Genomic DNA, 21,263 nt, shown 5'->3' with positions numbered 1-21,263 from the left:
ATCGCACGCCCTTTGGCCCAGGATCGTCCCGGAAAGAAAGGCCTCCGGGCGTGCAGCTTCGCCATAATCGCACGCCCTTTGGCCCATTAGCGGGCCCCTGTCTTGGGTGACCACTCGACGAACGCCGGGTCCTGTCCCCTGCTCCGGACGCCGCGGATCCGGTCGACGATCCGCTGGCTGCGCCAGGCGGYGAGGCTGAGGTTCGGGTCGGCGAGGCCGCGCTGCGTGCGGACGGCATTTTGCAGGAACAGGTTCCGGTCGGCCGGGCCGTCCCAGTTGGCGGCGAAGTCGGCGTCCACCTGATACTCGTCGTCCTCCCGCGCCAGGCGTTGCTCCAGGGGTGCCAGGAAGTCCATCCGGGCCGGCTGGAACCCGGTGGCCCAGATGATCACTTCGGCCTCGAAGATCTCCAGGCCGCCGGCCAGGTCGTTGTGCTGGACGGAGATGCTCCAGCCGTCCGGCGAGCACGCCTCGACGCTGACCACCTCGCGGTTGGGGTAGAGCCCGGTGAGCTGCGGGGCGCCCGTGATGAACCGGTGGACGTAGATCTGCTGATAGATTTCCCGGGCGGTGGACTCGGAGATGCCGTCGCTGGTCAGCACCTGCTGGCTGTTGAAGTCGGCCCGTACAGCCAGGTCGAGCTCGGCAAAGTAGTCGGAGTGGCAGGGCATGTAGAACTCGTTGGTGAACGGCGAGTCGTCGATCGGGAAGTAGTTGCGCCGGCGGGACAGCCACGACACCCGGTGCGGCAGTTCGCTGTCGGGCCGGGAGATCAGGTCGAGGAACGCCTCGGCGCCGGACTGGCCGCCGCCGATCACCGCCACCCGCTTGTCGCGCAGGCGGACGGCTTTCGACCTGAACTCGCTGACGTGGAACTGAGTGCTGCCCAGGTGCGGGCGGGCGAACATCGGCACCCACGGCACGGTGCCGACGCCGACCACCACGTTGTCGGCGAGGAGAGCGCGCTTGTCGGTCTGCACGACAAACGCGTCGCCGGTGAAGTCGACGGCCTGCGCCTCCTCGCCGAACACAACGTTCTCGTTGCGACTGCAGGCCCAGCCGAGGTAGTTACGGAACTCCTCGCGGGGCACTTTTTCGAACTGTGCGTTGAGGTAGTGGTAGATTCGCCCGCGGTCGTGGAGATAGGCTATGAACGAGAATGGACTGGTCGGGTCGGACAGGCTCACAAGGTCCTTGAACAAGGACACTTGGAGGGTCGCTCCAGGGATGAGCTGATCGTCGTGCCAGGTGAATTCGGCCTTCCTGTCGATGACCAGGTTCGGCATCCCTGGGTCACCGTGCAACAGGGCTGCCAGGCTCAGGTTGGCCGGTCCGGCCCCGATTCCGACACAGCGGTACCGCGGAGACTTACTCCCCATGAGAAGAGCTCGCTTTCAGCGTTCGGACAGACGAACTTACATTCGCTCGTGAAACCGGCCGCGCGGGCCCAGGGCGTCAGCGATGGCGAGGCGCAGCACCTCGGAGGCGCCCTCGTAGATCCGCAGCGACCGGATCTGCCGGTACAGCCGCTCCGGCAGGCTGTCGTGCACCAGCCCGGCCGCGCCGTAGACCTGCACGGCCGCGTCCACGACCTGCTGGGCGGCCTCGGTGGCGTACAGCTTCGCGATGCTGGAGTGCCTGGCCAGCGGGGCGCCCCGGTCGGCCTCCCAGGCGGCCCTGGCCACCAGGAGGGCGGCGGCGTTCAGCCGTACCTCGACATCGGCGAAGCTGGCCTTCACCGTCGGCAGGTCGAACAGCCGCCTGCCGTACGCGGCCCGTTCTCTGGCCCTGGCCAAAGCGGCGTCGGCGGCCCGGCGGGCGAAGCCAAGCGCCGCGGCGCCGACGGTGAGGCGGAACCGTTCGAGCAGCTCCATGGCCACGACAAACCCGCCGCCGCGGGGGCCCAGGACGGCGTCGGCCGGGACCCGGCAGCCGTCGAACTCCAGTCGGGCGATGTCGCGTTCGGCCACCATGTCGATCGGCTCGATCCGCAGGCCCGGGGTGCCGGCCGGGACGAGCAGCGCGGTCAGGCCCAGCGCGGCCGGGCCGTCACCGGTGCGGGCCACCACGCAGAAGACGTCGGCGCCCGCGGCGCCGGCGATCCACATCTTGTTCCCGTCCAGGACGTACTGCGCGCCGTCCGGCACGGCGCGCAGGGCGAGCGCGGCGACGTCCGAGCCGGCCTGCTCCTCCGACAGCGCGAACGCACCTGCCAGCTCGCCGCAGGCCATGCCGGGCAGCCAGCGCCGCTTCTGCTCGTCGGTGCCGTGGCGCTGGATCGGCCAGGCGGCCAGGACCTGGATCGAGAACGCGAAGTCGGCCAGGTCCTCGGTGTAGGCCAGGGCTTCCCTCGTCAGACACAGGCTGCGCAGGTCGGCGGGCTCCAGCAACCCCGCGGCCCCCAGCTCGCGCAGCACGCGGGCGCCGTACTTCGCCGGCGCGCCGGTCCGGGCTGCCGCCGCCAGATCGGCGCGGGTGTCCCAGAACCTGCCGAGCGCCTCGGCCAGCTCGCGGTGTGACTGCTCGTAGAACGGCAGCGCCACCAGCTCCGGGTCCAGGCTCATGCGGCGGCCCGCCCTGCCATCAGGCGCCTGGCCAACTGCGGCTCGACGAAGAACGCGAACGAGGCGTAGCCGCGCCACACCCGCTGCCAGGCTCGCTCGACGGCAACCGGGCCGGCAGTGCGGCCGACGTGGTCGAGGTAGCCGACGATCAGGTCGGTCGCCTGGCGGGCGTGGCCGGCCGAGACGTTGTCGATGGACAGATGCGCCGCCTCGTAGGCGATGTCGAAACGGTGGTGGCGCATCTTCTCCATCTCATGYAGCCGCAGCTCGCCGAGGCCGAACATCTCTACCCCCAGGCTGTAGCCGAGGATCTCCTCGTAGCGGGAGTCCGGGAACAGCGCCAGGCTGAGCTGGTAGGTGGCGTACGGGTAGGTCAGGTCGGGCAGCTCGGCCTGGGTGAGGAACTCCTCCGAGCGCGGGTGCGGYAGGTGGATGTCCATGCTGGCCAGGGCCTGCTGGATCAGCGTGATGTGGTTCTTGGCGATGTCGCCGCGGCCCATCTCGTCGGCGTAGATGGCGAACAGCGGCCCGTCGCTGGGGCGGTGGAAGCGGCCGGTGTTGCCGATCCGGTGCATSCAGGCGCCGTCGACGAGGTTGCCCAGCGCGAACCGCTTCTGGTTGTTGATCACGTTCTTCCTGGACGGGATGTCGGTCAGCGGCCGGAAGGGCTCGACGAGCTTCGTCCAGTAGAGGGTGTCCACCCGCTCCCACAGCGCCTCGGGGCTGTAGTCGAACCAGCTGGCGTCGGTGTAGCGTCCGGCGGCTCCCAGCTCGAACATCCCCTCGGCCTGGGCGAGCACCCGCTCGACGCGGCTGCGGGCGGCAGCCAGCACGCTGGGGAACCGCTCGACGTTGACCAGGCGGTACAGGAACTGACGCTCGTCGAGAGCCGGCGGCTCGGCCGCGAGGACGTCGCCGGGGTTGGCAGCCACGAGCGCATGCTGCCAGGCAGCGGCACCCTCGTCGCCGGCGGTGCAGGCAGCCAGGTCGGCGCCGGGTTCCTCACCCGCGGCAACAGCGGCCGCCCACCGCCCGATCGTGCGCGCTTCGGCCTCGTCGAAGATCCCGAACATCGGCCCACCGAACGTGATCGCCCTGGTGAAGCGGCAACCGCCGGCCCGCAGCGGCTTCAGCTGGCTGGAGGAGCGGAACTGACGGATGAACGCCGCGGCGTCGAACGCCGGGTCGGCGAACAGGTCGCGCAGCGGGGTACCGGAGATCTGCACCTTGTGGTGCTGGCGGCCCGCGTACGGTGCGTGCCTGGCGACGATCAGCGCCACTCTGGCGTCGAGTGACAGGCCCTGGTGCCAGCTCGCGAGATCGTCGAGCATCGCCACGTRCGCGCTCTCCAGACGCACGACGAGCTGGATCGCCGCGAGYAGCCGCGCCCGGTCGGCCGGGCCGGTAGGCGACTGCTCGGTAAGCGCCAGATACTCCGCCAGCAGCGGCGCCGGATCGTACCCAGGGCCGTCCACACCGGGTGGGCCGTCCACACCGGATAGTGCGGCGTCGGTGCCCAGTGCCCGGAAGGCGCAGTGCACGCCGACCACCTCGGGCAGGAAACTGGCCGGCAGCCGGGACAGCGACAGGTAGAAGGCGGCCGTCACCACGGTGAGCGGCCGGGCCTGCGCCGCGGTCAGGAAGTCGGTGGCTGCCAGGTCAGGGAGCACCACGCCGTGCTCCGCCAGCAGCCGGCGGCGCTGATGGGCCAGGGTGCGCTCGGCCACGCCACGACCCAGCAACTCCAGCTGCTCGACGCCCAGCCGGTTGACAATCACGGCGGGTTGGGTAGCTGGCTGCGACACGGTGTCCAGCCAGCAGCCTTCGATCAGCGCGAGCGGGGCACGCTGCCGCAGCACCGCGGCCACAGTCTCGGCCGAAGCGGTGCGAAGCCGAGCGGCGACCCCCGCAATCGCCACGCGGGAGCCGGCCAGCTCGGCGAGCACGTGCTCCCGGTCCGGACCGGCCTCCCTGGCCAGACCGGCTTCCCTGGCCAGGGAAGCACTGTCCGGCAGGAACGCGGCGAGCACCCGGCGGGCGGCCACCAGCGTCGCCTCGGACTCCTGCTCGACCAGCAGCTGGCGGTACAGGGCGGCCGGCGGCCCGGCCACGGCCGCGGCTGCCTCGGCGGCCGCGGCCGGGCCGCACTCGAACGGTCCCAGCGGCAGCGAGGTCGTCAGGTCGGTCATGCGGCTTTGCTCCTCGCGGCCAGGTGAGCGGCGAGTCCGTGCATCTTCCCGGTGGCCTCGAACGCCTGACCGCGGCAGTTGAGGTGCAGCCTGTCGCTGCAGTAGATGCCCGCGTCGGCGCAGAGCGGATGGTCGGTGAACGAGACGAAGATCGCGCCGTACTCCTGGGACACCTCCCGCGTGATCCGGGTGACGATCCTGGTCGCCTTGCTGAACATCTCCCCGTACTTCTCGGAGACGATGCCCGCCTGGCTGATATCGAGCATCCCGATGGTGAGGATGTCGGCACCGGTCACCCTGACCCTGGAAACGATCTCGGTCAGCTCGGCGCGCACGGTGACCGGATCGAAGCCCGGCCTGATGAAGTCGTTGCCGCCGCCGGAGAGGAACACCAGGTCGKGCCTGAAATCCAGGGCCGGCCGCAACTGCGTCTGGCGGATTTCGGTCAGCGTCAGATCGCGTTTGGCCAGTCGAATCTCGTCGAGGTCAGGGTGAATGCGGTGCAGCACGGCACTGATCCGGTCCACCCAGGACAGATCCTGGTAGCCGGGCACAGCTTCGCGTATTCCGGTCGAGATGCTGTCACCGATCACCGCGATCCGCTTCCACGGCGCGCCCGCCAGCAGCTCCACACCGGCTTCGGTGGAGATGACGTATGGGTCGGTGGCTTCGGTCAGTTCGGTCATCCCTCGTCCTCGCAGTCGTCGTCGCCGTCGTCGGACCCGGCGCCGACGGCTATGACCGCGGACACTTCCCGCTGCCGAGTGGCAAACTCCAGCCTGGCGATTTCGTCGGCGATCCGCTCGTCCTCGGCGCTTATCTCGGCCCCGTCGAYCCGGCTGAACCCGAGGACGCCCAGCTCACGCAGGCTCTCCTGCATCCTGGGGCCGAACAGGTTGATGTCCTTCAGCGTTGGGACAATCCGGGTGAACACCCGGCGCCGGAATTCGCGCTGGGCGGGCGAGCGGTTGGCCAGCGCGATGCATTCTTCGGCGCCGTAGTCGAGTTTGCGCCACATCTCCTCGCCGACGAACCGGTCCTTGAGCACCCAGCACGCCTCGACCGCGAAATCCTCCCGCTCACGCAGTTCGGCGGTGCTGAGCTGACTGTAGTAGTCGCGCAGTGCCAACCGTCCGAACGCGACATGACGCGCCTCGTCCTGCAGCACGTAGGCGTTGAGCGCCTGCGCCAGCGGATCGCGCATCCGGTCGCGCTGGATGCTGAACGCCGCCAGCGCCAGGCCCTCGATCATCACCTGCATGCCGAGGTAGGTGATGTCCCAGCGGCTGTCACCGATGATCGCCTCAAGCAGGCCGCGCAGACCGGTGGAGATCGGGTAGTGCACTTTGATCTTTGCCTGCAGCATGCGCTGGTACGCCTCGACGTGCCTGGCCTCGTCCATCACCTGCGTGGCGGCGTAGAACTTCGAGGCGATGTCCGGCACGGCCTGGACGACCTTAGCCGAGCACACCAGGCCGCCCTGCTCACCGTGTAGAAACTGGGAATAGAGCCACCCGGCTATGTGCTGGCGGACGGTGGTCCGCTCCGCCTCCGGCAGGCGCTCCCATACCCGCGTCCCCGCGRTCCAGATGAACTCGTCGGGCAGGCCGAGCGGGTTGTCCGGGTCGACGTCGTGGCTCCAGTCCAGCTGCGTCTCGGCGTCCCACTGGCGCTGCTTGCCGCGGGAGTACAGGTTCAGCATCTGTTCGGTGCCGGCGTCGTAGTCCCAGGTGAACAGCGCGTCCCCGCCGAGCGGAACGGCCCAGCCACCAGCCAGCTTCGCCATCGTGTCTGACTTCATGACCACTCTCTTCAGGTCTCTTCAGATCTCTTCAGGCTCGGCTGACGACAGCGCGCCGAAGACGTGAGGACACGGCCCCGAAGGCCCACGCCGCCGGCGGCGTGCCGTCCGGCCGCAGGAACAGCGCGGCCGGCTCGGCCACGGCGCACGGCAGCAGGCGGTTGAACCGGCTGCCACGGCAGGCCGCCCGGAACTCCGCCCCGCCGTCCCGGCYATGCTCGGCCGCGAGGTAGGCGAACGCCGGGTCCAGGGCGCGCCACTGACCGTCGAGGTGGACCTCGCACCAGCCGTGGTCGTTGCCGACGAGGCCCAGCAGGAAGCCGCGGCGGGCCCGCGCCTGGAATCCTTCGGCCCGCAGCCGGTCGGCGAGGACCCTCCCCGCCACGACGCAGTCGGCGACACCCAGATCCCAGGACCGTCGGTGGTCGGTGCGCAGCGGCTCGGCGATCGCCTGATAGCGCACCGCGCCGCTGTCGAAGGCACCGAGGACGTCATCGAACGCCGCGCGGATCCGGCGGTCGGCGATGTCGAAACGCTCGCCGGTGAGCCGGACGCGCACCTGGTACGGATCGACCTGATAACCCTCGGCGACGACCGGCCGCGGCAGGTCGGCAGCCGGGTCGTCCAGGAGCTCGACGCCCTCGGCGTCGAGCTCCGGGACCGCCACCTGGAAGGTCTCACCGGTGGGTGCCMGGTGTACCGCAACCGTCCAGTCCAGGGGCACGAACCAACTGTCCGGCTCGGCCGCCACGAACCGCATGAGCAGCCGCCTGGCTAGTTCGGGCACCGTGGTGCCGGTGCCCGAGTGCAGCGCCGCGTTGGCGACGTCGGTGTAGTCGAGCAGGCCGTCGACCTGCCGCAGGCCGAGCGCGGCGACCCCGGCTTCGTCGGTGCACAGCACGGTGGCCGCGTCGGCGAGGGTGGTGTCGAAGACGGCCAGGTCCGGCGGGGTCGGCTCGAAGCGGAGTCTCACATGAGTTCCTTGATGAGCTCGGCAAGGTCACGCGCGGTAACTGCCGCGAACGGGACGTCGTCGGGAATCGCCACACTCAGTGCGTCCTCGAGATCCACMACCACGCTGAGGATCACCACCGACTCGATCTTCGGTAGCAGGTGCATGGGGAGATCCAGGTCGATGTCGGCCTTGTCCATCTGCAGCCGGTTGGCCAGGGCGGTGGCCACCGCGTCCTCGACGGTCTGCATACTCATGAGGCGTCCTTCACGGTCTTCTGGTAGAGGTCCCTGGCGGCTTGGCGGCGAACCTTGCCGGAGCTGGTGTGCGGGATGGAGCGGACGGGCACGGGGTGCACGAACGCCACCCCGGGGCCGAGCTCAGCGGAGATGGCCGCCTCGACGGCACTCGTCAGAGCGGCGGCCTCCGCACCCTCGAKCGGCGTCTCGACGAGGACCGCGAGGTGCTCGAAGCCGCCGTCCCTGGCCTGGAGGGCGGCGCAGGCCCGGACGTCGAAACCCTGGACGCGGCGCGCGATCTGCTCAACGTCTTCGGCGTAGTAGTTCTGACCGCGGATGATTGCCATGTCCTTGAGGCGGCCGACCAGGAACAACTCGCCCTCGGCCTCGAACCCGAGGTCGCCGGTGCGCAACCAGCCGTCGGAGGTGAAGGGCTGTTGGTCGGCGGGCASCCCGAGGTAGCCGCCCATCACGGCCGCGCCACGGATCTGGACCTCACCGACCTGACCGGCACCCGGGGCGTCGATCCGGAAGGCGATGCCCGGCGCCGCCGAACCGCAGGCGACGACCTCACGGGCGTTGTCGGCCTCCGGGGCGACGCGGGCGACCTCGTCGCCCGGCGCGAGGGCGAACCGGTCGACGGTGAGGTGCCACGGCAGGTCCTTCGGCGTCGCCCAGCTGACGACGAGCGTGGCTTCGGCCATGCCGTAGCACGGAAGCATCGCCTCGGGCCGGAACCCGTACGGGCCGAACACCCGGTTGAATGCCTCCAGCGTCGACCACCGCACGGGCTCGGCGCCGTTGCAGGCGGCCCGCCACCCGGACAGATCGAGTCCGTCGGGAGCGCCGCCGGCTTCGACCGCGTCGACCATGYGCTGATAGGCGAAGTTGGGCATGGGCAGCACGCTGGCGCCGGACGCCGCCGCGCCAGCCAGCCACCCGCGGGTGTCCCGGAGGAAGTCGGTGGTGCGCCAGAGGTTGACTGAGCAGCCCCTGGCCAGGTGCGCGAGCATGCCGAACAGGCCCATGTCGTGGAACAGCGGCAGCCAGATGCCGATCTCGTCGGTCTCGGTCAGGCCCAGGCCGTCGGCTATGGCCGCCAGGCCGGCCAGGATGGTGCCGGCGGTCAGCGCGACGCCCTTGGGCGCCGAGGTGCTACCGGAGGTGTACTGGATCACCGCGAACTCGTCGGCCGGGTTCTCACCGACCGGCCCGGCCGGCTCGGGTACCTCCGTGATCTCGGGTACCTCCGTGATGTCGTCCAGCCGGACGTTYGGCAACGTTCCGAGCCGGCTGAGCAGGTGCGCGCTCTGGCCGTCCACCAGCAGGGTCTCCAGCTCGGCGTCCTCGATGACGCGGCGCAGGTGCTTCTGGTAGCCCTCGCTGCYCCCGAACGCCACGGGGAGGGCGATGGGCACCGCGGCAGCCCCGATCCGGAAGCACGCGAGCAGCCCGCGCAGCCAGGGTTCGCCGTTGGCCATCAGGATGCCGACGCGACGCCGGCCGGCGATCACTGTTGCCGTCCGCTCGGCGTCGGCCAGCAGTTGCGTGACGGGTACGGATCGTCCCTCGAACGGCAGGTGCAGTGCCGTCTTCGGGCGGGCGTTGGTGCCTACCGCATCCCAGAGCGCGCTCACCAGGTCTCCCCCTTGCCCGAATAAACGAAATAACGCCCCAAATCGGGAGATTGACGGAATCAATGGAAGCGAAACACAAGTTACGTCAGAGCGCAAGAAGGTTACTAATCTTCAATCAATCGTTCGATTTCGACGATCTTTGCCGTGTTCCTTGAACCGGTATCTGGGTGTGCGGAGCTGGTGCGCGCGACCCGTGTCGGGTACGCGTGGGGAAAGCGGCGCTTCGCTCGCGCCGCGTCACCCAGGGCGCCGCGAGCCACCTCACAGCACGGCTACAAGCCGTCACCGATCACAACGTAGCGCGATCTCTGCGCGGCCCTGGGAGTTCGGGTACCCGTTCGCGCTCGGCCTGATGGCCTTGGTGTCCATTATGCCGTACGTGATCTTCAGGCAGCGGCGGTGGCCGTGACCAGCGCGCGGAGAACGAGGGCGTCGGCTGGCCCACGTAGCGTGAGGTTGCCGCCGGTGTGGATCRCGCAGCCCGCTCCGACTGCCTCGATCAGCTGGTCACGTATCGCCCCGCAGGCTCGTGAGCGGCGGCTCGTACGCGGAAACTGGGACGTATGGCGAGCGGCAGACTGCGGATCTACCTCGGCGCGGCGCCCGGGGTGGGCAAGACCTACGACATGCTCTGTGAGGCTCAGCGGCGCAAGGCACGCGGAACGGACGTCGTGGTYGGGCTGGTGGAGACCCATGGGCGACCGCGGACCGCCGCGTTGCTGGACGGATTGGAAATCATGCCCCRCCGCACGGTCTCCTACCGCGGTGCCACCTTTACCGAGATGGACGTGGATGCGATCCTGGCCCGCGCGCCAGCGGTGGTGCTCGTCGACGAGCTGGCGCACACGACCGTCCCGGGGTGCCGGAACGCCAAGCGCTGGCAGGACGTCCACGAGCTGTTGAACGCGGGCATCGACGTGCTGTCGACATTGAACATCCAACATCTGGAGTCACTCAACGACGTCGTGGAAAGGATCACCGGAGTCCCGCAGCGGGAGACCGTGCCGGACGCAGTGGTACGCGCCGCCGAACAGGTCGAACTGGTCGATATGACACCGGAGGCGCTGCGGCGGCGGATGGTCCACGGCAACATCTACGGCCCAGACAAGGTCGACGCCGCGCTGGGCAACTACTTCCGAGTCGRCAATCTGACCGCGCTGCGGGAGTTGGCGCTGCTGTGGCTGGCCGACAAGGTGGACGAACAGCTCGATCACTACCGCACCGAGCACCAGATCTCYGGCATCTGGGAGACGCGGGAGCGGGTGGTTGTCGCACTGACCGGCGGCCCTGAGGGCGACACGCTGATCCGCCGGGCGGCGCGGATCGCGGATCGCGCCAAGGGTGCGGACCTGCTCGCGGTCCACGTCACCCGATCCGATGGCCTGGCCGGTGCGTCGCCCGCGCACCTGGCCCGGCAGCGGGTGTTGGTGGAGAGCCTGGGCGGCAGCTACCACCAGGTGGTCGGGGACGACATTCCCATYGCGCTGCTTGAATTCGCCCGAGCGGAGAACGCGACCCAGCTCGTGCTAGGCGCGAGCCGGCGCGGCCGGCTGGCCCACATGATCGACCCTGGTATCGGCGTCACGACAACGAAACTGTCCGGGCCGATCGACGTGCACCTGGTCACCCATGAGGAGGTGGGCAAGGGGCGGCTGCTGCCCCGCCGGGCCCGTGGGCTGACCCTCCGGCGGCGGCTTGCCGGTGTCCTGGCCGCGGTCGTGCTGCTGCCGCTGCTGACCCTTGCGTTGACGCACCAGCGGACCGGTCTCAACCTGACCAGCAACGTGCTGGGGTTCCTGATCGTGGTGGTCGCTGTGGCGCTGGTGGGCGGCCTGCTGCCGGCACTGCTGGCCGCGGTCGGCGGCTTGCTGCTGCTGAACTACTACTTCATCCAACCAGTACACCGCTTCATCGTCGCTGAGAGTAACAACGTTCTCGCGCTCCTGGCGTTCCTGGCGGTTGCGGTGATGGTGAGCAGCGTGGTCGACCTGGYCGCCCGGCGGACCAGCCAGGCGGTACGCGCCACCGCGGAGGCGGAGATGCTCTCGACCCTGGCCGGGAGCGTGCTGCGCGGCGAGCAGGCACTGCCGGCGCTGCTCACGCAGGTGCGGGAGACGTTCGGGCTGACCTCGGTCGCCCTGCTCGAACGCGCGGCCGAGGGCGGTCAGAACGGCGCCCGCAAGGCAGACCGCCACGGCTGGCGGGTGGTCGACAGCGCYGGGCCCGACCCATGCCTGCGGCCGGACGAGGCCGACACGGAGGTACCGGTCAGCGAGAACCTGACGTTGGTCCTGCGGGGCCGGCCGCTGCCCGCGGCGGACCGCCGGGTACTCACCGCCTTCGCCGCGCAGGCCGCGGTCGCCCTCGAACAGCGACGGCTGGCCCAGGTGGCAGCGGAAGCCGGGCCACTCGCCGAAGCGGACCGCACCCGCCGCGCCCTGCTCACTGCCGTCAGCCACGACCTGCGCAGCCCGCTCGCCACGGCCTCGGCGGCAGTCGCGAACCTGCGCGGCAACGAGGTCGAGTGGAGCGCCGAGGAGCAGGCGGAACTGCTCGCCACCGCTGAGGAAGCGTTGGACCACCTGGCCCGGCTGGTGGAGAACCTGCTCGACATGAGCCGGTTGCAGGCTGGACGCCTGAGCGTGTTCCCCGCCCCGGTCGGGCTCGACGACGTGATTCCCGGCGTGCTGCGCGACCTGGGCCCGGCGGCTCGCGACGTGGCTGTGACGGTCCCGGACGACCTTCCGCTGGCCTACGYCGACCCGGCGCTGCTGGAACGGGTGATCGCCAACCTGCTGTCCAACGCGGYCCGCTACTCACCCCCGGGCCAGCCCCCGCTGATCACCGCCAGTGCGTTGCACGACCGGATCCAGCTGCGGGTCATCGACCGCGGGCCTGGACTGCCCGCGGAGGACCGTGACCAGGCGTTCACGCCGTTCCAGCGGCTGGGCGACACCGACAACGCCAGCGGCATCGGGCTGGGCCTCGCGCTCTCCCGAGGCCTGACGGAGGCGATGGGCGGCACCCTGACACCGGAGGACACCCCCGGCGGGGGCCTGACCATGGTGGTAGCGCTGCCGGTCGCGACGGTCGGCGATTCTACCCAGCCGGCGGACGGTGCGGCCTGAGATCGCGGGACGGTCAACAGACAACGAGGTCATAGTTTGACAACAAGGTCATAACTGGACAACAAGGTCATGACTGGATAACAAGGTCATGGTTGGAACCGGTAGCCCATGCCTGGCTCGGTGATGAGGTGGCGGGGCTGTGCCGGGTTGAGTTCAAGTTTGTGGCGCAGCCGGCCGATGTACTGGCGCAGGTAGTGGCTCTGCTCCTTGGGTGCGGGCCCGCCGGCCCGGGRCAGCAGATCCCGGTAGGTCAGTAGCTTTTCGGGGTGGCGGACCAGGACGTCGAGCAGGTGCCATTCCGTGGGGGTGAGCCGGACCTCGGCGGGGCCGTCCGGGCGGGCGCTGTCGGGTTTGCGGGTGACGCGCCGTGCGTCGAGGTCGATCAGATAGTCGCCCAGGGCGACGGTGAGCGGTTCGGTGGGCGGCGGGGTGCGCCGGACGACGGCGCGCAGCCGGGCGAGCAGTTCGTCGACCCGGAAGGGCTTGGTGACGTAGTCGTCGGCACCGGCGTCCAACGCTGCGATCTTATCGCTGCTGCCGGCGCGTCCGGAGAGCACGATGACCGGGGCGGCGGTCCAGCCGCGCAGGGCGTGGATGACGTCAACGCCGTCGAGGTCGGGAAGCCCGAGGTCGAGCAGGATGATATCGGGTTCGTGTTCGGCGGCGGCGGCGAGCGCGCGGCTTCCGTCCGCGGCGACGGTGACCTGGTAGCCGCGGGCGCGCAGGGTGATGTGTAGCGCGCGGAGCAGCCGTGGGTCGTCGTCCACCACGAGTACGCTGGTCACGCGTCGTCTCCCGGCAGTGAACCGAGCGGTACGGCGGGCAGGGTGCGAACCATCGTGAGGCCTCCGCCGGGGTGTCCTCGGGGCTGAGCGTTCCGTCCATAGCTTCGACCCGGGAGTTTGTCTGGGAAAGTGCCCCGGCCGCAGTGGGCGGTGCGCGGGACGGGTCCTGCGCACCGCCCCCGGGCCAGCGTCACCCGGGCCAGTCCAGCTACCTGGTCGTCCTGTCGAGGGCCAGGTTCAGGGTGAGGACGTTGACCGTGGGTTCGCCCATGAAGCCCAGCGCCCGACCGTCTTCGTGGTCGTGGACCAGCGCGTGGACCGTGGCCGGGTCGAGACCGCGTTCCTTCGCGACCCGGTTCACCTGCAGGTAGGCGTAGGCCGGGGAGATGTCGGGGTCGAGGCCGCTGCCGGAAGCGGTGACCGCGTCCGGCGGGACCGGGTTGTCCGTGCCCTTACCCGGCCCCTTGACCGGCGCAGTGACGCCGGCCGAGTAGTCCTCGCCGAACCTGGCGCACTCGACCTTGACGCCTTGGTACGTGGCGACGAAGGGCGCGGCCGGGCACTCCTCGTTGATGCTGACGACCCGGGTGACCGGTCCGGTGGTGCCGCCGGTCCGGAACACCGACAGGACCGCGCCGACGCCGTTCGCGGTGCAGAAGGGACGCCGGCCGTCGACCCCTTCCAGGTCACCGATGGCCTTGCTGCGGGCGCAGACCTGGGTGAGCAGGCTCTGGCTGCTTTCGTCCTCGTCCTTGGTGGCCGGGTCGTCGAAACTGTCGACGATGTTTTCCGGGCCGAGGTTGGACGCGGACGTCGACGTCGGGTCGTACCCGTCGCCGGCCGCCGAGGGGCGGGACTGGAAGTATTTGGGAATCGGGTTGCCCTTGTCGTCGGTGAACAGTTGGCCGATCTCGGCTGAGCCGACGATCTGGCCGCTGGCGTTCGTGACGAACGAGCCGTTCGCCTTATCCTTCAGCCCGGGAAGCTGCGCGATGGCCGTGATGACCAGCGGATAGGCGATGCCGGTCAGCACGGTCAGCACGAGCAGTGCGCGGAAGGCGGCGAGGTGCTGCCGCACGAAGGAGGGAAGTCGGGTCGCAGGCATGGTTACCGGGCTCCCGGGATGAACTGGATGACAAGGTCGATGAGTTTGATCCCGACGAACGGGATGATCAGACCGCCGACGCCGTAGATGTAGAGGTTGCGACGCAGCATCGCCGACGCGCTGGACGGGGTGTAACGGACGCCGCGCAGCGCCAGCGGGATCAGGGCGACGATGACGAGCGCGTTGAAGATGACGGCGGAGAGGATCGCCGACTGCGGGCTGTGCAGCCGCATGAGGTTGAGCGCGTCCAGCCCGGGGTAGATCGCCGCGAACATCGCCGGGATGATCGCGAAGTACTTGGCGATGTCGTTGGCGATCGAGAAGGTGGTCAGCGCCCCGCGGGTGATGAGCAGCTGCTTCCCGATCTCGACGATCTCGATCAGCTTCGTCGGGTTGGAGTCGAGGTCGACCATGTTGCCGGCCTCCTTGGCGGCCGACGTGCCGGTGTTCATCGCCACGCCGACATCGGCCTGGGCGAGCGCAGGGGCGTCGTTGGTGCCGTCGCCGGTCATTGCGACGAGCTTGCCGCCGGCCTGCTCTCGTTTGATCAGGGCCATCTTGTCTTCGGGCGTGGCCTCGGCGAGGAAGTCGTCGACGCCCGCCTCCTCGGCGATCGACCGGGCGGTCAGCGGATTGTCACCGGTGATCATAATGGTGCGGATGCCCATCCGGCGCATCTCGTCGAACCGCTCACGCATGCCCTGCTTGACGACGTCCTTGAGCTGGATCACGCCCAGGACGCGGGCCAGGCCGCCATCGGTGGCCTCGGCGACGACCAGCGGGGTGCCACCGGAAGCGGAGATGCCGTCCACGATCTCCCCGGTCTCCGCGGGCACGGCGCCACCAAGATCGYGCACCCAGGTGATCACCGCGCTGGCCGCTCCCTTGCGCACCTGCCGGTTCGCCCCCCCGTCGATCRCATCGAGGTCGACCCCGGACATCCGGGTCTGGGCGGTGAACGCCACGAACCGGGCGTGGCTGAGCTCGCCGGGACCGCGCTCCCGCAGGCCGTAGGTGTTCTTCGCGTGCACGACGATGGAGCGGCCCTCGGGGGTCTCGTCCGCGAGCGAGGACAGCTGGGCCGCGCTGGCCAGGTCATTCTCCGATGTGCCGCCGACCGGGACGAAGGCCCGTGCCTCCCGGTTGCCAATGGTGATCGTCCCGGTCTTGTCGAGCAGGAGGGTATTGACATCGCCGGCGGCCTCGACGGCCCGGCCGGACATGGCCAGCACGTTGCGTTGGACCAGCCGGTCCATGCCGGCGATGCCGATCGCGGACAGCAACGCGCCGATTGTCGTCGGAATCAGGCAGACCAGCAGTGACACCATCACGATCCCGGACAGGCCGTCGCCGTTCAGCGCACCGGTGTCCGGCACGCCCGGCAGCTGCGCCTTCGAGAAGATCGCCAACGGCTGCAGGGTCGCGACAGCGAGCAGAAAGGTGAGCGTCAGGGCGGCCAGCAGGATGTTCAGCGCGATCTCGTTCRGGGTCTTCTGCCGATTCGCCCCCTCCACCAGCGCAATCATCCGGTCGATGAAGCTCTCGCCCGGTTTCTGAGTGATCCGCACGACGATCCGGTCCGACAGCACCCGGGTGCCGCCGGTCACCGAACTGCGATCACCGCCGKACTCCCGGATCACCGGCGCGGACTCACCGGTGATGGCCGACTCGTCAACGCTGRCAATCCCCTCGATGACGTCRCCGTCCCCGGGGATGAACTGACCGGCCTCGACGACGACGGTGTCGCCCTGCCGCAGCCGCGGCGCGGGCACCTCCTCAAGCCGGCCGTCGTCGCGCAGYCGGTGGGCGATCGTGTCAGTCTTGGTGCGGCGTAGCGCGTCCGCCTGGGCCCTGCCGCGGCCCTCCGCAACCGCTTCGGCGAGGTTGGCGAACAGCACGGTCAGCCAGAGCCAGACCGTGATCAGCCAGCTGAACGCGGTCTCGTCCCGAATCGCCAGGACGGTGGTGAACACCGCGCCGATCTCCACGATGAACATCACCGGGTTGCGCCACAGCGTGCGCGGGTCGAGCTTGCGCAGCGCGCCCGGYGTCGACCGCAGGAGCATCGTCGGGTCGAGCAGCCCCCCCTGCACTCGCCGGGGAGCCGGCGGCGGGGTCGGCGCGGGCGCCGGAACCGGCGTACCCGCAATGGTCKAGGTGKACATCTAGTGCAAACCCTCCGCAAGCGGCCCGAGCGCGAGCGCCGGGAAGAAGGTCAGAGCGACGATGATCACGGTAACGCCGGTTAGCATGCCGACGAACTGCGGGCGATGCGTCGGTAGTGTTCCCGCGGTTTCCGGCACCGGCTGCTGTTTCGCCAACGATCCGGCCAGCCCCAACACGAAGACCATCGGCAGGAACCGCCCGAACGCCATCGCGAGGCCGAGCGCGGTGTTGTACCAGTCGGTGTTCACCGTGATGCCGGCGAACGCCGAGCCGTTGTTGTTCGCCGCCGAGGTGAAGGCGTAGAGCACCTCGGACAGGCCGTGCGGCYCGCTGTTGAGCATCCCCGCCCGTTCCCCCGGCAGCGCCATCGCCAGGCCGGTGCCGACCAGCACGATGACCGGCATCGTGAGGAAATACAGCGAGGCGAACTTGATCTCTCGACTACCGATCTTCTTGCCCAGGTACTCCGGCGTTCGTCCGATCATCAAACCCGCGACGAACACCGTGATCACTGCAAGGACCAGGATGCCGTAGAGTCCCGATCCGGTGCCGCCGGGCGCGACCTCGCCGAGCATCATGTTGAACAGCAGCGTCGCGCCACCCAGGCTGGTGTACGAGTCATGGAACGAGTCGACGGACCCGGTTGACGTCAGCGTCGTCCCCGTGGCGAACAGCGCCGAATCCGGCACACCGAACCGGGTCTCCGTAGCCTCGCGGGCCGCCCCGACCGCTGTCGGCACCGTGCCGTGGTGGATCGCCTGGAACACCTCGTTGGCTCCCAGACTGCCCAGCGCCAGCACCGCCATCACCGCGACGATCGCCAGCCCCTGCCGGGTGCTGCCGACCATCTTGCCGAACGTCCGCGGCAACGCGAACCCGATCGACAGCAGCAGGTAGATCTCGAACCAGTTCGTCCAGGAGGTCGGGTTCTCGAAGGGATGCGAGGAGTTGGCGTTGTAGAAGCCGCCGCCGTTGGTGCCGAAGTCCTTGATGGCCTCCTGGCTGGCGACCGGACCCCCGGTGACCGCCTGCTCCCCCCCGGCCAGGGTGGGGACCGTGGTGTTCCCGTGGAAGTTCTGGATCGCGCCGCCGACGATCAGCACGATCGCCGCGAGCGCGCAGACCGGCAGCAGGATCCGCACGACGGTGCGGACCAGGTCCACCCAGAAGTTTCCCAGCTGGTCGGTCTTCTTCCGGGCGAAGCCGCGCACCACCGCGATCGCCACCGCGATGCCTACCGCGGCGGACACGAAGTTCTGCACCGCCAGACCGGACATCTGGACCAGATGGCCCATCGTCGACTCACCCGAATAGGCCTGCCAGTTCGTGTTCGTGGYGAAACTGACCGCCGTGTTCCACGCCAGGTCCGGCTTGRCCGCCGGCAGGCCCAGCGCCAGCCACAGGTGGTTCTGCACCCGCTGGAACAGGTACAGGAACAGCACCGATACGAGCGAGAACGCCAGCACGCTGCGTGCATACACCGACCAGCRCTGCTCGGCGTCCGGATCCACCCCGACCAGCCGGTAGATACCGCGTTCCACCCGCAGGTGCTTCCCGCTCATATACACCCGGGCCATATAGTCGCCAAATGGCCGGTAAGTCAGGGCAAGAGCCAGCACCATCGAGACGATGAAGATGACGCCTGCGGCGTTCGTGCCCATCTAGAACCGCTCCGGGGACAGCAGAGCCGCCACGAGGAAGATCGTGAGAGCTACGGCAAGGATCAGGCCGGCGATGTTCTCCACGCTCACAGCTTCTCCACCGCCTTGAGGGTTAGCCCGAGTACCGCGAACACCGCAAGGGTCAGCAGTACGAAGACAACGTCACGCACGGAACTCCTGCCTTCTACTTTGGATGAGATCGGATCTGGATGAGATCGGAACAAATGTCGCCGCCTTGGCCGGTGTCCTGGCCTGATGGMAGGTGCCAGTATCGAGCCCTTGYCGCCAGCGGACCAGCGAAGCTAACGGTCCAATGACGCCCAATCCCGAAAATTCAACACGGCGCTCACACGGCATCCGACCCGGACGAGATCCKCACCCGCGTAAAACTCGGTGTGCACAACCCGGATGAGACGCAGAACACCTCTCGGTGGTCCACGGACAGCCGCCCGGGCGGGGACCAGGCCGGTCCGCCCCGCCCTGTCCAGGTGATCCCCGCGAAGGGTGTCCAGACGCCGGGKTGTYCGGACGCCGGGGTGTCCGGACGCMACCGTGAGTGCCAATGAGGCGTGGTGGTTACGGCTGGTAGCGGTAGCCCAGGCCCGGTTCGGTGGTCAGGTAGCGGGGTCGGGTCGGGTCGGGTTCGAGTTTGCGACGCAGTTTGTTGATGTAGAGGCGGAGCGAGGAGCTGTCGTCCGCCACGCCGGGACCCCAGACCTGGCTGATCAGCTGCTGATGGCTGACGAGCTTGCCGGGGTGGCGTACCAGTGCTTCCAGCAGCCGCCATTCCGTCGGGGTGAGGCGTGGACCGTCCGGCTTGTCCTCTCCACCGGTCGCGGATGGATCCTCATGACCGCTGCCCGCGTCGGCGTCGGCGTCGGCGTCGGCGTCGGCGTCGGCGCTGTCTCGTGAGCTGATTCGCTTTTCGCCGAGGTCGATCCGGTACCGGCCGAGGTCGACAACGGTCACCGATTCCGCGCTGGTGGCGCGGCGGGTCACGGCCCGGACCCGGGCCAGCAACTCGTCGATCGAGAACGGCTTCGTGACGTAGTCGTCGGCGCCGGCGTCGAGCGCGGCCACCTTGTCGTGGCCCGAGGCGCGACCGGACAACACGATGATGGGAACCCCGGTCCAAGCCCGTAGCCCCTGGATGACCTCAACGCCGTCCATGTCGGGCAAGCCAAGATCCAGAATGACCAGGTCGGGTGGGCACGACGCCGCCTCCGACAGCGCGTGCCGGCCGTCCAGCGCTGTGCGTACCTCGAACCCCCGAGCGCGCAGGGTGATTCGCATGGCCCGCAGCAGCTGCGGTTCGTCCTCCACGAACAGAAGACGGGTCATATCCGCCCCGTCCCCTCCAGCCACCTCCGGACCGGCGGCGCCTCCTACCCTGGCATCATCCCTCATCCTCGCCCCCTGYGCCTTCGCCCGTCCGGATCAGAAGAGGGTCAGGGGCTCGGTCGGTATCGGCTGAGGCAGTGCATCGAGCTCAGGCACCCGTACCCGTACGTCATCGTGGAAGCAGCGGGCGAGTAGTAGCGCGTCGGCGTTGTCCGGGGTGTGAATAAACACGGTGGGTGATCGACCCTCGCGCAGCCACTCGATGGCAGTGTCAATCCAACGCTGCCAGCCTTTGATCGTCTGCGTGGAGGCGTCGCGGCCGAGGTAGCGGACGATCGGCCGGTCGGTCAACGCGAGCGATCGGAGCGGCACGCGCGGTTTCCTGGTCCAGGCTTCTCGTTCGGCATCGCTGCCTGGCGGGCTTTGAAAGAATGTGGTGGTGTCGAATGGAATCCATTCGGCGGTCGCGGCGGCAAGGACTCCTTCGAGAAGTCGCGCTGCGCGAGGGTCGTTGAAGAATGCGGGGTGGCGGACCTCCACAGCGTACCGGTGGGACCTGGTGAGCCGGCGCAGAAAGCGGGCAAGCACGGGGACGTCGGCCGGGGTGAACGATCCTGGTAGCTGTATCCAGAGGGCATGGGCCCGTGGGCCGAGTGGCTCGATCGCTTCCAGGAAGGCGTGTAACGCTTCGTCGACGCCCGTCAGGCGGCGTTCGTGCGTGATGGTTTTTGGCAGCTTGATCACGAATCGGAAGTCGGCGTCGGTCTGCTGCGCCCACGAGGCCACGGCGCTCCTGGCCGGAGTCGCATAGAACGTTGCATTCCCTTCGACCGCGTTGCACCAGCTGGCGTAGTTTCGCAGGCGTTCGTGAGGCGGGAGCGGATGCGCCAGAAAGCGCCCTTGCCATGACTTGTGAGCCCACATCGCGCACCCCACATGAAGACGCATGACCCAAGCCCTCCATGAACAAACTGCTCCCGAGGCAGCCGGAACCGAGTTCGCCCGCCAAGTCGCGACCGTGCCACAGGTACTGTAGTCCGGGCGTCGAGTCCGCCCCCGGCGTCCGGTGCGCCGCGGGCCGACAGCCCGCGCTCCAGCGATCCACTATCCTTTCCGTACTGGCGAAGTCTAGTTGACCTACGGATCTGGAGCCCTTCAAGCTCCGGAGCTGGAGGGCCCGCAGCCACGGATCCGGCAACTTGGACGAGAGAACTGATACCGCCGGGCTGCTGGGCTTCTCCGAGCGCGACAGCTTTCCTGTGACCGGGTCCAGGCGTCGGCACCATCACCGACCCGCCTCAAACGCCCTGACCGGAGACGGTTCGCCGAGGTACTGGGCAACGGCGGCTTCGGATGACATCCGCTGACATCCGCGGTTGCACCGCCGACGAGAGACCGAGCGTATGCGGCGACTGCTCGACGACGTCTTGGGGATCGGCGGCCTTGGGGAACGGCGGCCTGTTCGTGCGGCGGTGCGTGGAGACCGCCACCGCATGAGGGCCACACAGACTGGTCGGACCCGGGGGCCGTTCGTCAACCGCGGGCCTCGATCGTGGTGTGTGGGTGCTGGGCGATGCTGGTCTGGCTGAACCTGACTATTCTTCGKCGGGACTTCCGCGACGTCCCCCTGTGGCGCCAGGCGGTCAGCGAGATGCTCCGTCTTGCTCTCCAGGGTCCCGAGGACCCGGTGATCGC

Annotated in this window: 16 protein-coding genes; 1 reads left to right on the top strand and 15 read right to left on the bottom strand. The window is 68.9% G+C overall.

Features of this window, described 5'->3' with window-relative positions; translation table 11 throughout:
• Positions 1-86 precede the first annotated feature (86 nt).
• From CcI156_RS15750 to CcI156_RS15715, 8 genes are read right to left on the bottom strand one after another with little or no spacing between them, the layout of a single operon-like run.
• Complete coding sequence (locus CcI156_RS15750; RefSeq protein ID WP_076806513.1) at positions 87-1,379, bottom strand: lysine N(6)-hydroxylase/L-ornithine N(5)-oxygenase family protein; 1,293 nt, start codon at positions 1,377-1,379, stop codon at positions 87-89.
• A gap of 36 nt (positions 1,380-1,415) precedes the next feature.
• Positions 1,416-2,564 carry an acyl-CoA dehydrogenase family protein gene (locus CcI156_RS15745; RefSeq protein WP_011437660.1) on the bottom strand — a complete coding sequence of 383 codons (1,149 nt, stop codon included), beginning with the start codon at positions 2,562-2,564 and terminating at the stop codon, positions 1,416-1,418.
• Positions 2,561-4,753: an iron-containing redox enzyme family protein gene (locus CcI156_RS15740; RefSeq protein ID WP_076806511.1), complete on the bottom strand. Its 2,193-nt coding sequence runs from the start codon at positions 4,751-4,753 to the stop codon at positions 2,561-2,563. The genes CcI156_RS15745 and CcI156_RS15740 overlap by 4 nt, the downstream gene beginning before the upstream one ends.
• A complete protein-coding gene (locus CcI156_RS15735; RefSeq protein WP_076806509.1) occupies positions 4,750-5,439 on the bottom strand; it encodes an SGNH/GDSL hydrolase family protein in 690 nt (229 codons plus the stop codon). The genes CcI156_RS15740 and CcI156_RS15735 overlap by 4 nt, the downstream gene beginning before the upstream one ends.
• On the bottom strand, positions 5,436-6,554 hold the full coding sequence (locus CcI156_RS15730) for a ferritin-like domain-containing protein (protein ID WP_076806507.1): 1,119 nt from the start codon (positions 6,552-6,554) through the stop codon (positions 5,436-5,438). Before CcI156_RS15730 ends, CcI156_RS15735 begins: the two co-directional genes overlap by 4 nt.
• Before the next feature lie 31 nt (positions 6,555-6,585).
• Positions 6,586-7,527, bottom strand: coding sequence for a transglutaminase domain-containing protein (locus CcI156_RS15725; RefSeq protein WP_076806505.1), 942 nt, complete (start codon positions 7,525-7,527; stop codon positions 6,586-6,588).
• On the bottom strand, positions 7,524-7,763 hold the full coding sequence (locus tag CcI156_RS15720) for an acyl carrier protein (RefSeq protein WP_011437665.1): 240 nt from the start codon (positions 7,761-7,763) through the stop codon (positions 7,524-7,526). The genes CcI156_RS15725 and CcI156_RS15720 overlap by 4 nt, the downstream gene beginning before the upstream one ends.
• The gene (locus tag CcI156_RS15715) at positions 7,760-9,382 is read right to left on the bottom strand and encodes an AMP-binding protein (protein ID WP_076806503.1); all 1,623 of its coding nucleotides are present in this window, start codon (positions 9,380-9,382) and stop codon (positions 7,760-7,762) included. Before CcI156_RS15715 ends, CcI156_RS15720 begins: the two co-directional genes overlap by 4 nt.
• Before the next feature lie 563 nt (positions 9,383-9,945).
• Between CcI156_RS15715 and CcI156_RS15710 the strand changes: the two genes are divergently transcribed.
• Entirely contained in the window at positions 9,946-12,510 is a 2,565-nt protein-coding gene (locus CcI156_RS15710) for an ATP-binding protein (RefSeq protein WP_076806501.1), read from the top strand.
• 86 nt (positions 12,511-12,596) lie between these two features.
• On the opposite strand, the gene CcI156_RS15705 is transcribed toward CcI156_RS15710, so the two are convergent.
• From CcI156_RS15705 to CcI156_RS15675, 7 genes are all read right to left on the bottom strand, one after another.
• On the bottom strand, positions 12,597-13,295 hold the full coding sequence (locus CcI156_RS15705) for a response regulator (RefSeq protein ID WP_076806499.1): 699 nt from the start codon (positions 13,293-13,295) through the stop codon (positions 12,597-12,599).
• 208 nt (positions 13,296-13,503) lie between these two features.
• Positions 13,504-14,400, bottom strand: a complete 897-nt coding sequence (locus CcI156_RS15700) for a potassium-transporting ATPase subunit C (protein WP_011437669.1) — start codon at positions 14,398-14,400, stop codon at positions 13,504-13,506.
• Positions 14,401-14,402: 2 nt separating this feature from the next.
• Positions 14,403-16,565, bottom strand: a complete 2,163-nt coding sequence (kdpB, locus tag CcI156_RS15695) for a potassium-transporting ATPase subunit KdpB (RefSeq protein ID WP_076806497.1) — start codon at positions 16,563-16,565, stop codon at positions 14,403-14,405.
• A complete protein-coding gene (gene kdpA / locus CcI156_RS15690) occupies positions 16,566-18,227 on the bottom strand; it encodes a potassium-transporting ATPase subunit KdpA (RefSeq protein WP_076806490.1) in 1,662 nt (553 codons plus the stop codon).
• On the bottom strand, positions 18,228-18,317 hold the full coding sequence (kdpF, locus tag CcI156_RS15685) for a K(+)-transporting ATPase subunit F (protein WP_023840421.1): 90 nt from the start codon (positions 18,315-18,317) through the stop codon (positions 18,228-18,230).
• Between the two features lie 486 nt (positions 18,318-18,803).
• Positions 18,804-19,568 carry a response regulator gene (locus tag CcI156_RS15680; protein ID WP_035733253.1) on the bottom strand — a complete coding sequence of 255 codons (765 nt, stop codon included), beginning with the start codon at positions 19,566-19,568 and terminating at the stop codon, positions 18,804-18,806.
• A gap of 96 nt (positions 19,569-19,664) precedes the next feature.
• Positions 19,665-20,516 (bottom strand): DUF72 domain-containing protein, encoded by an 852-nt coding sequence (locus CcI156_RS15675; protein WP_011437673.1) that lies wholly within the window; start codon positions 20,514-20,516, stop codon positions 19,665-19,667.
• Between the last annotated feature and the right edge of the window lie 747 nt (positions 20,517-21,263).

This window comes from Frankia sp. CcI156 (assembly GCF_001983015.1).
Taxonomy (GTDB): Bacteria; Actinomycetota; Actinomycetes; order Frankiales; family Frankiaceae; genus Frankia; species Frankia casuarinae.
This window is presented reverse-complemented; position numbering and strand designations above follow the sequence as displayed.

Coding starts and splice junctions, on each gene's coding strand:
- CcI156_RS15745 (WP_011437660.1), bottom strand. CDS start 2,564: ATGAGCCTGGACCCGGAGCTGGTGGCGCTGCCGTTCTACGAGCAGTCA.
- CcI156_RS15700 (WP_011437669.1), bottom strand. CDS start 14,400: ATGCCTGCGACCCGACTTCCCTCCTTCGTGCGGCAGCACCTCGCCGCC.
- CcI156_RS15675 (WP_011437673.1), bottom strand. CDS start 20,516: ATGCGTCTTCATGTGGGGTGCGCGATGTGGGCTCACAAGTCATGGCAA.
- CcI156_RS15680 (WP_035733253.1), bottom strand. CDS start 19,568: ATGACCCGTCTTCTGTTCGTGGAGGACGAACCGCAGCTGCTGCGGGCC.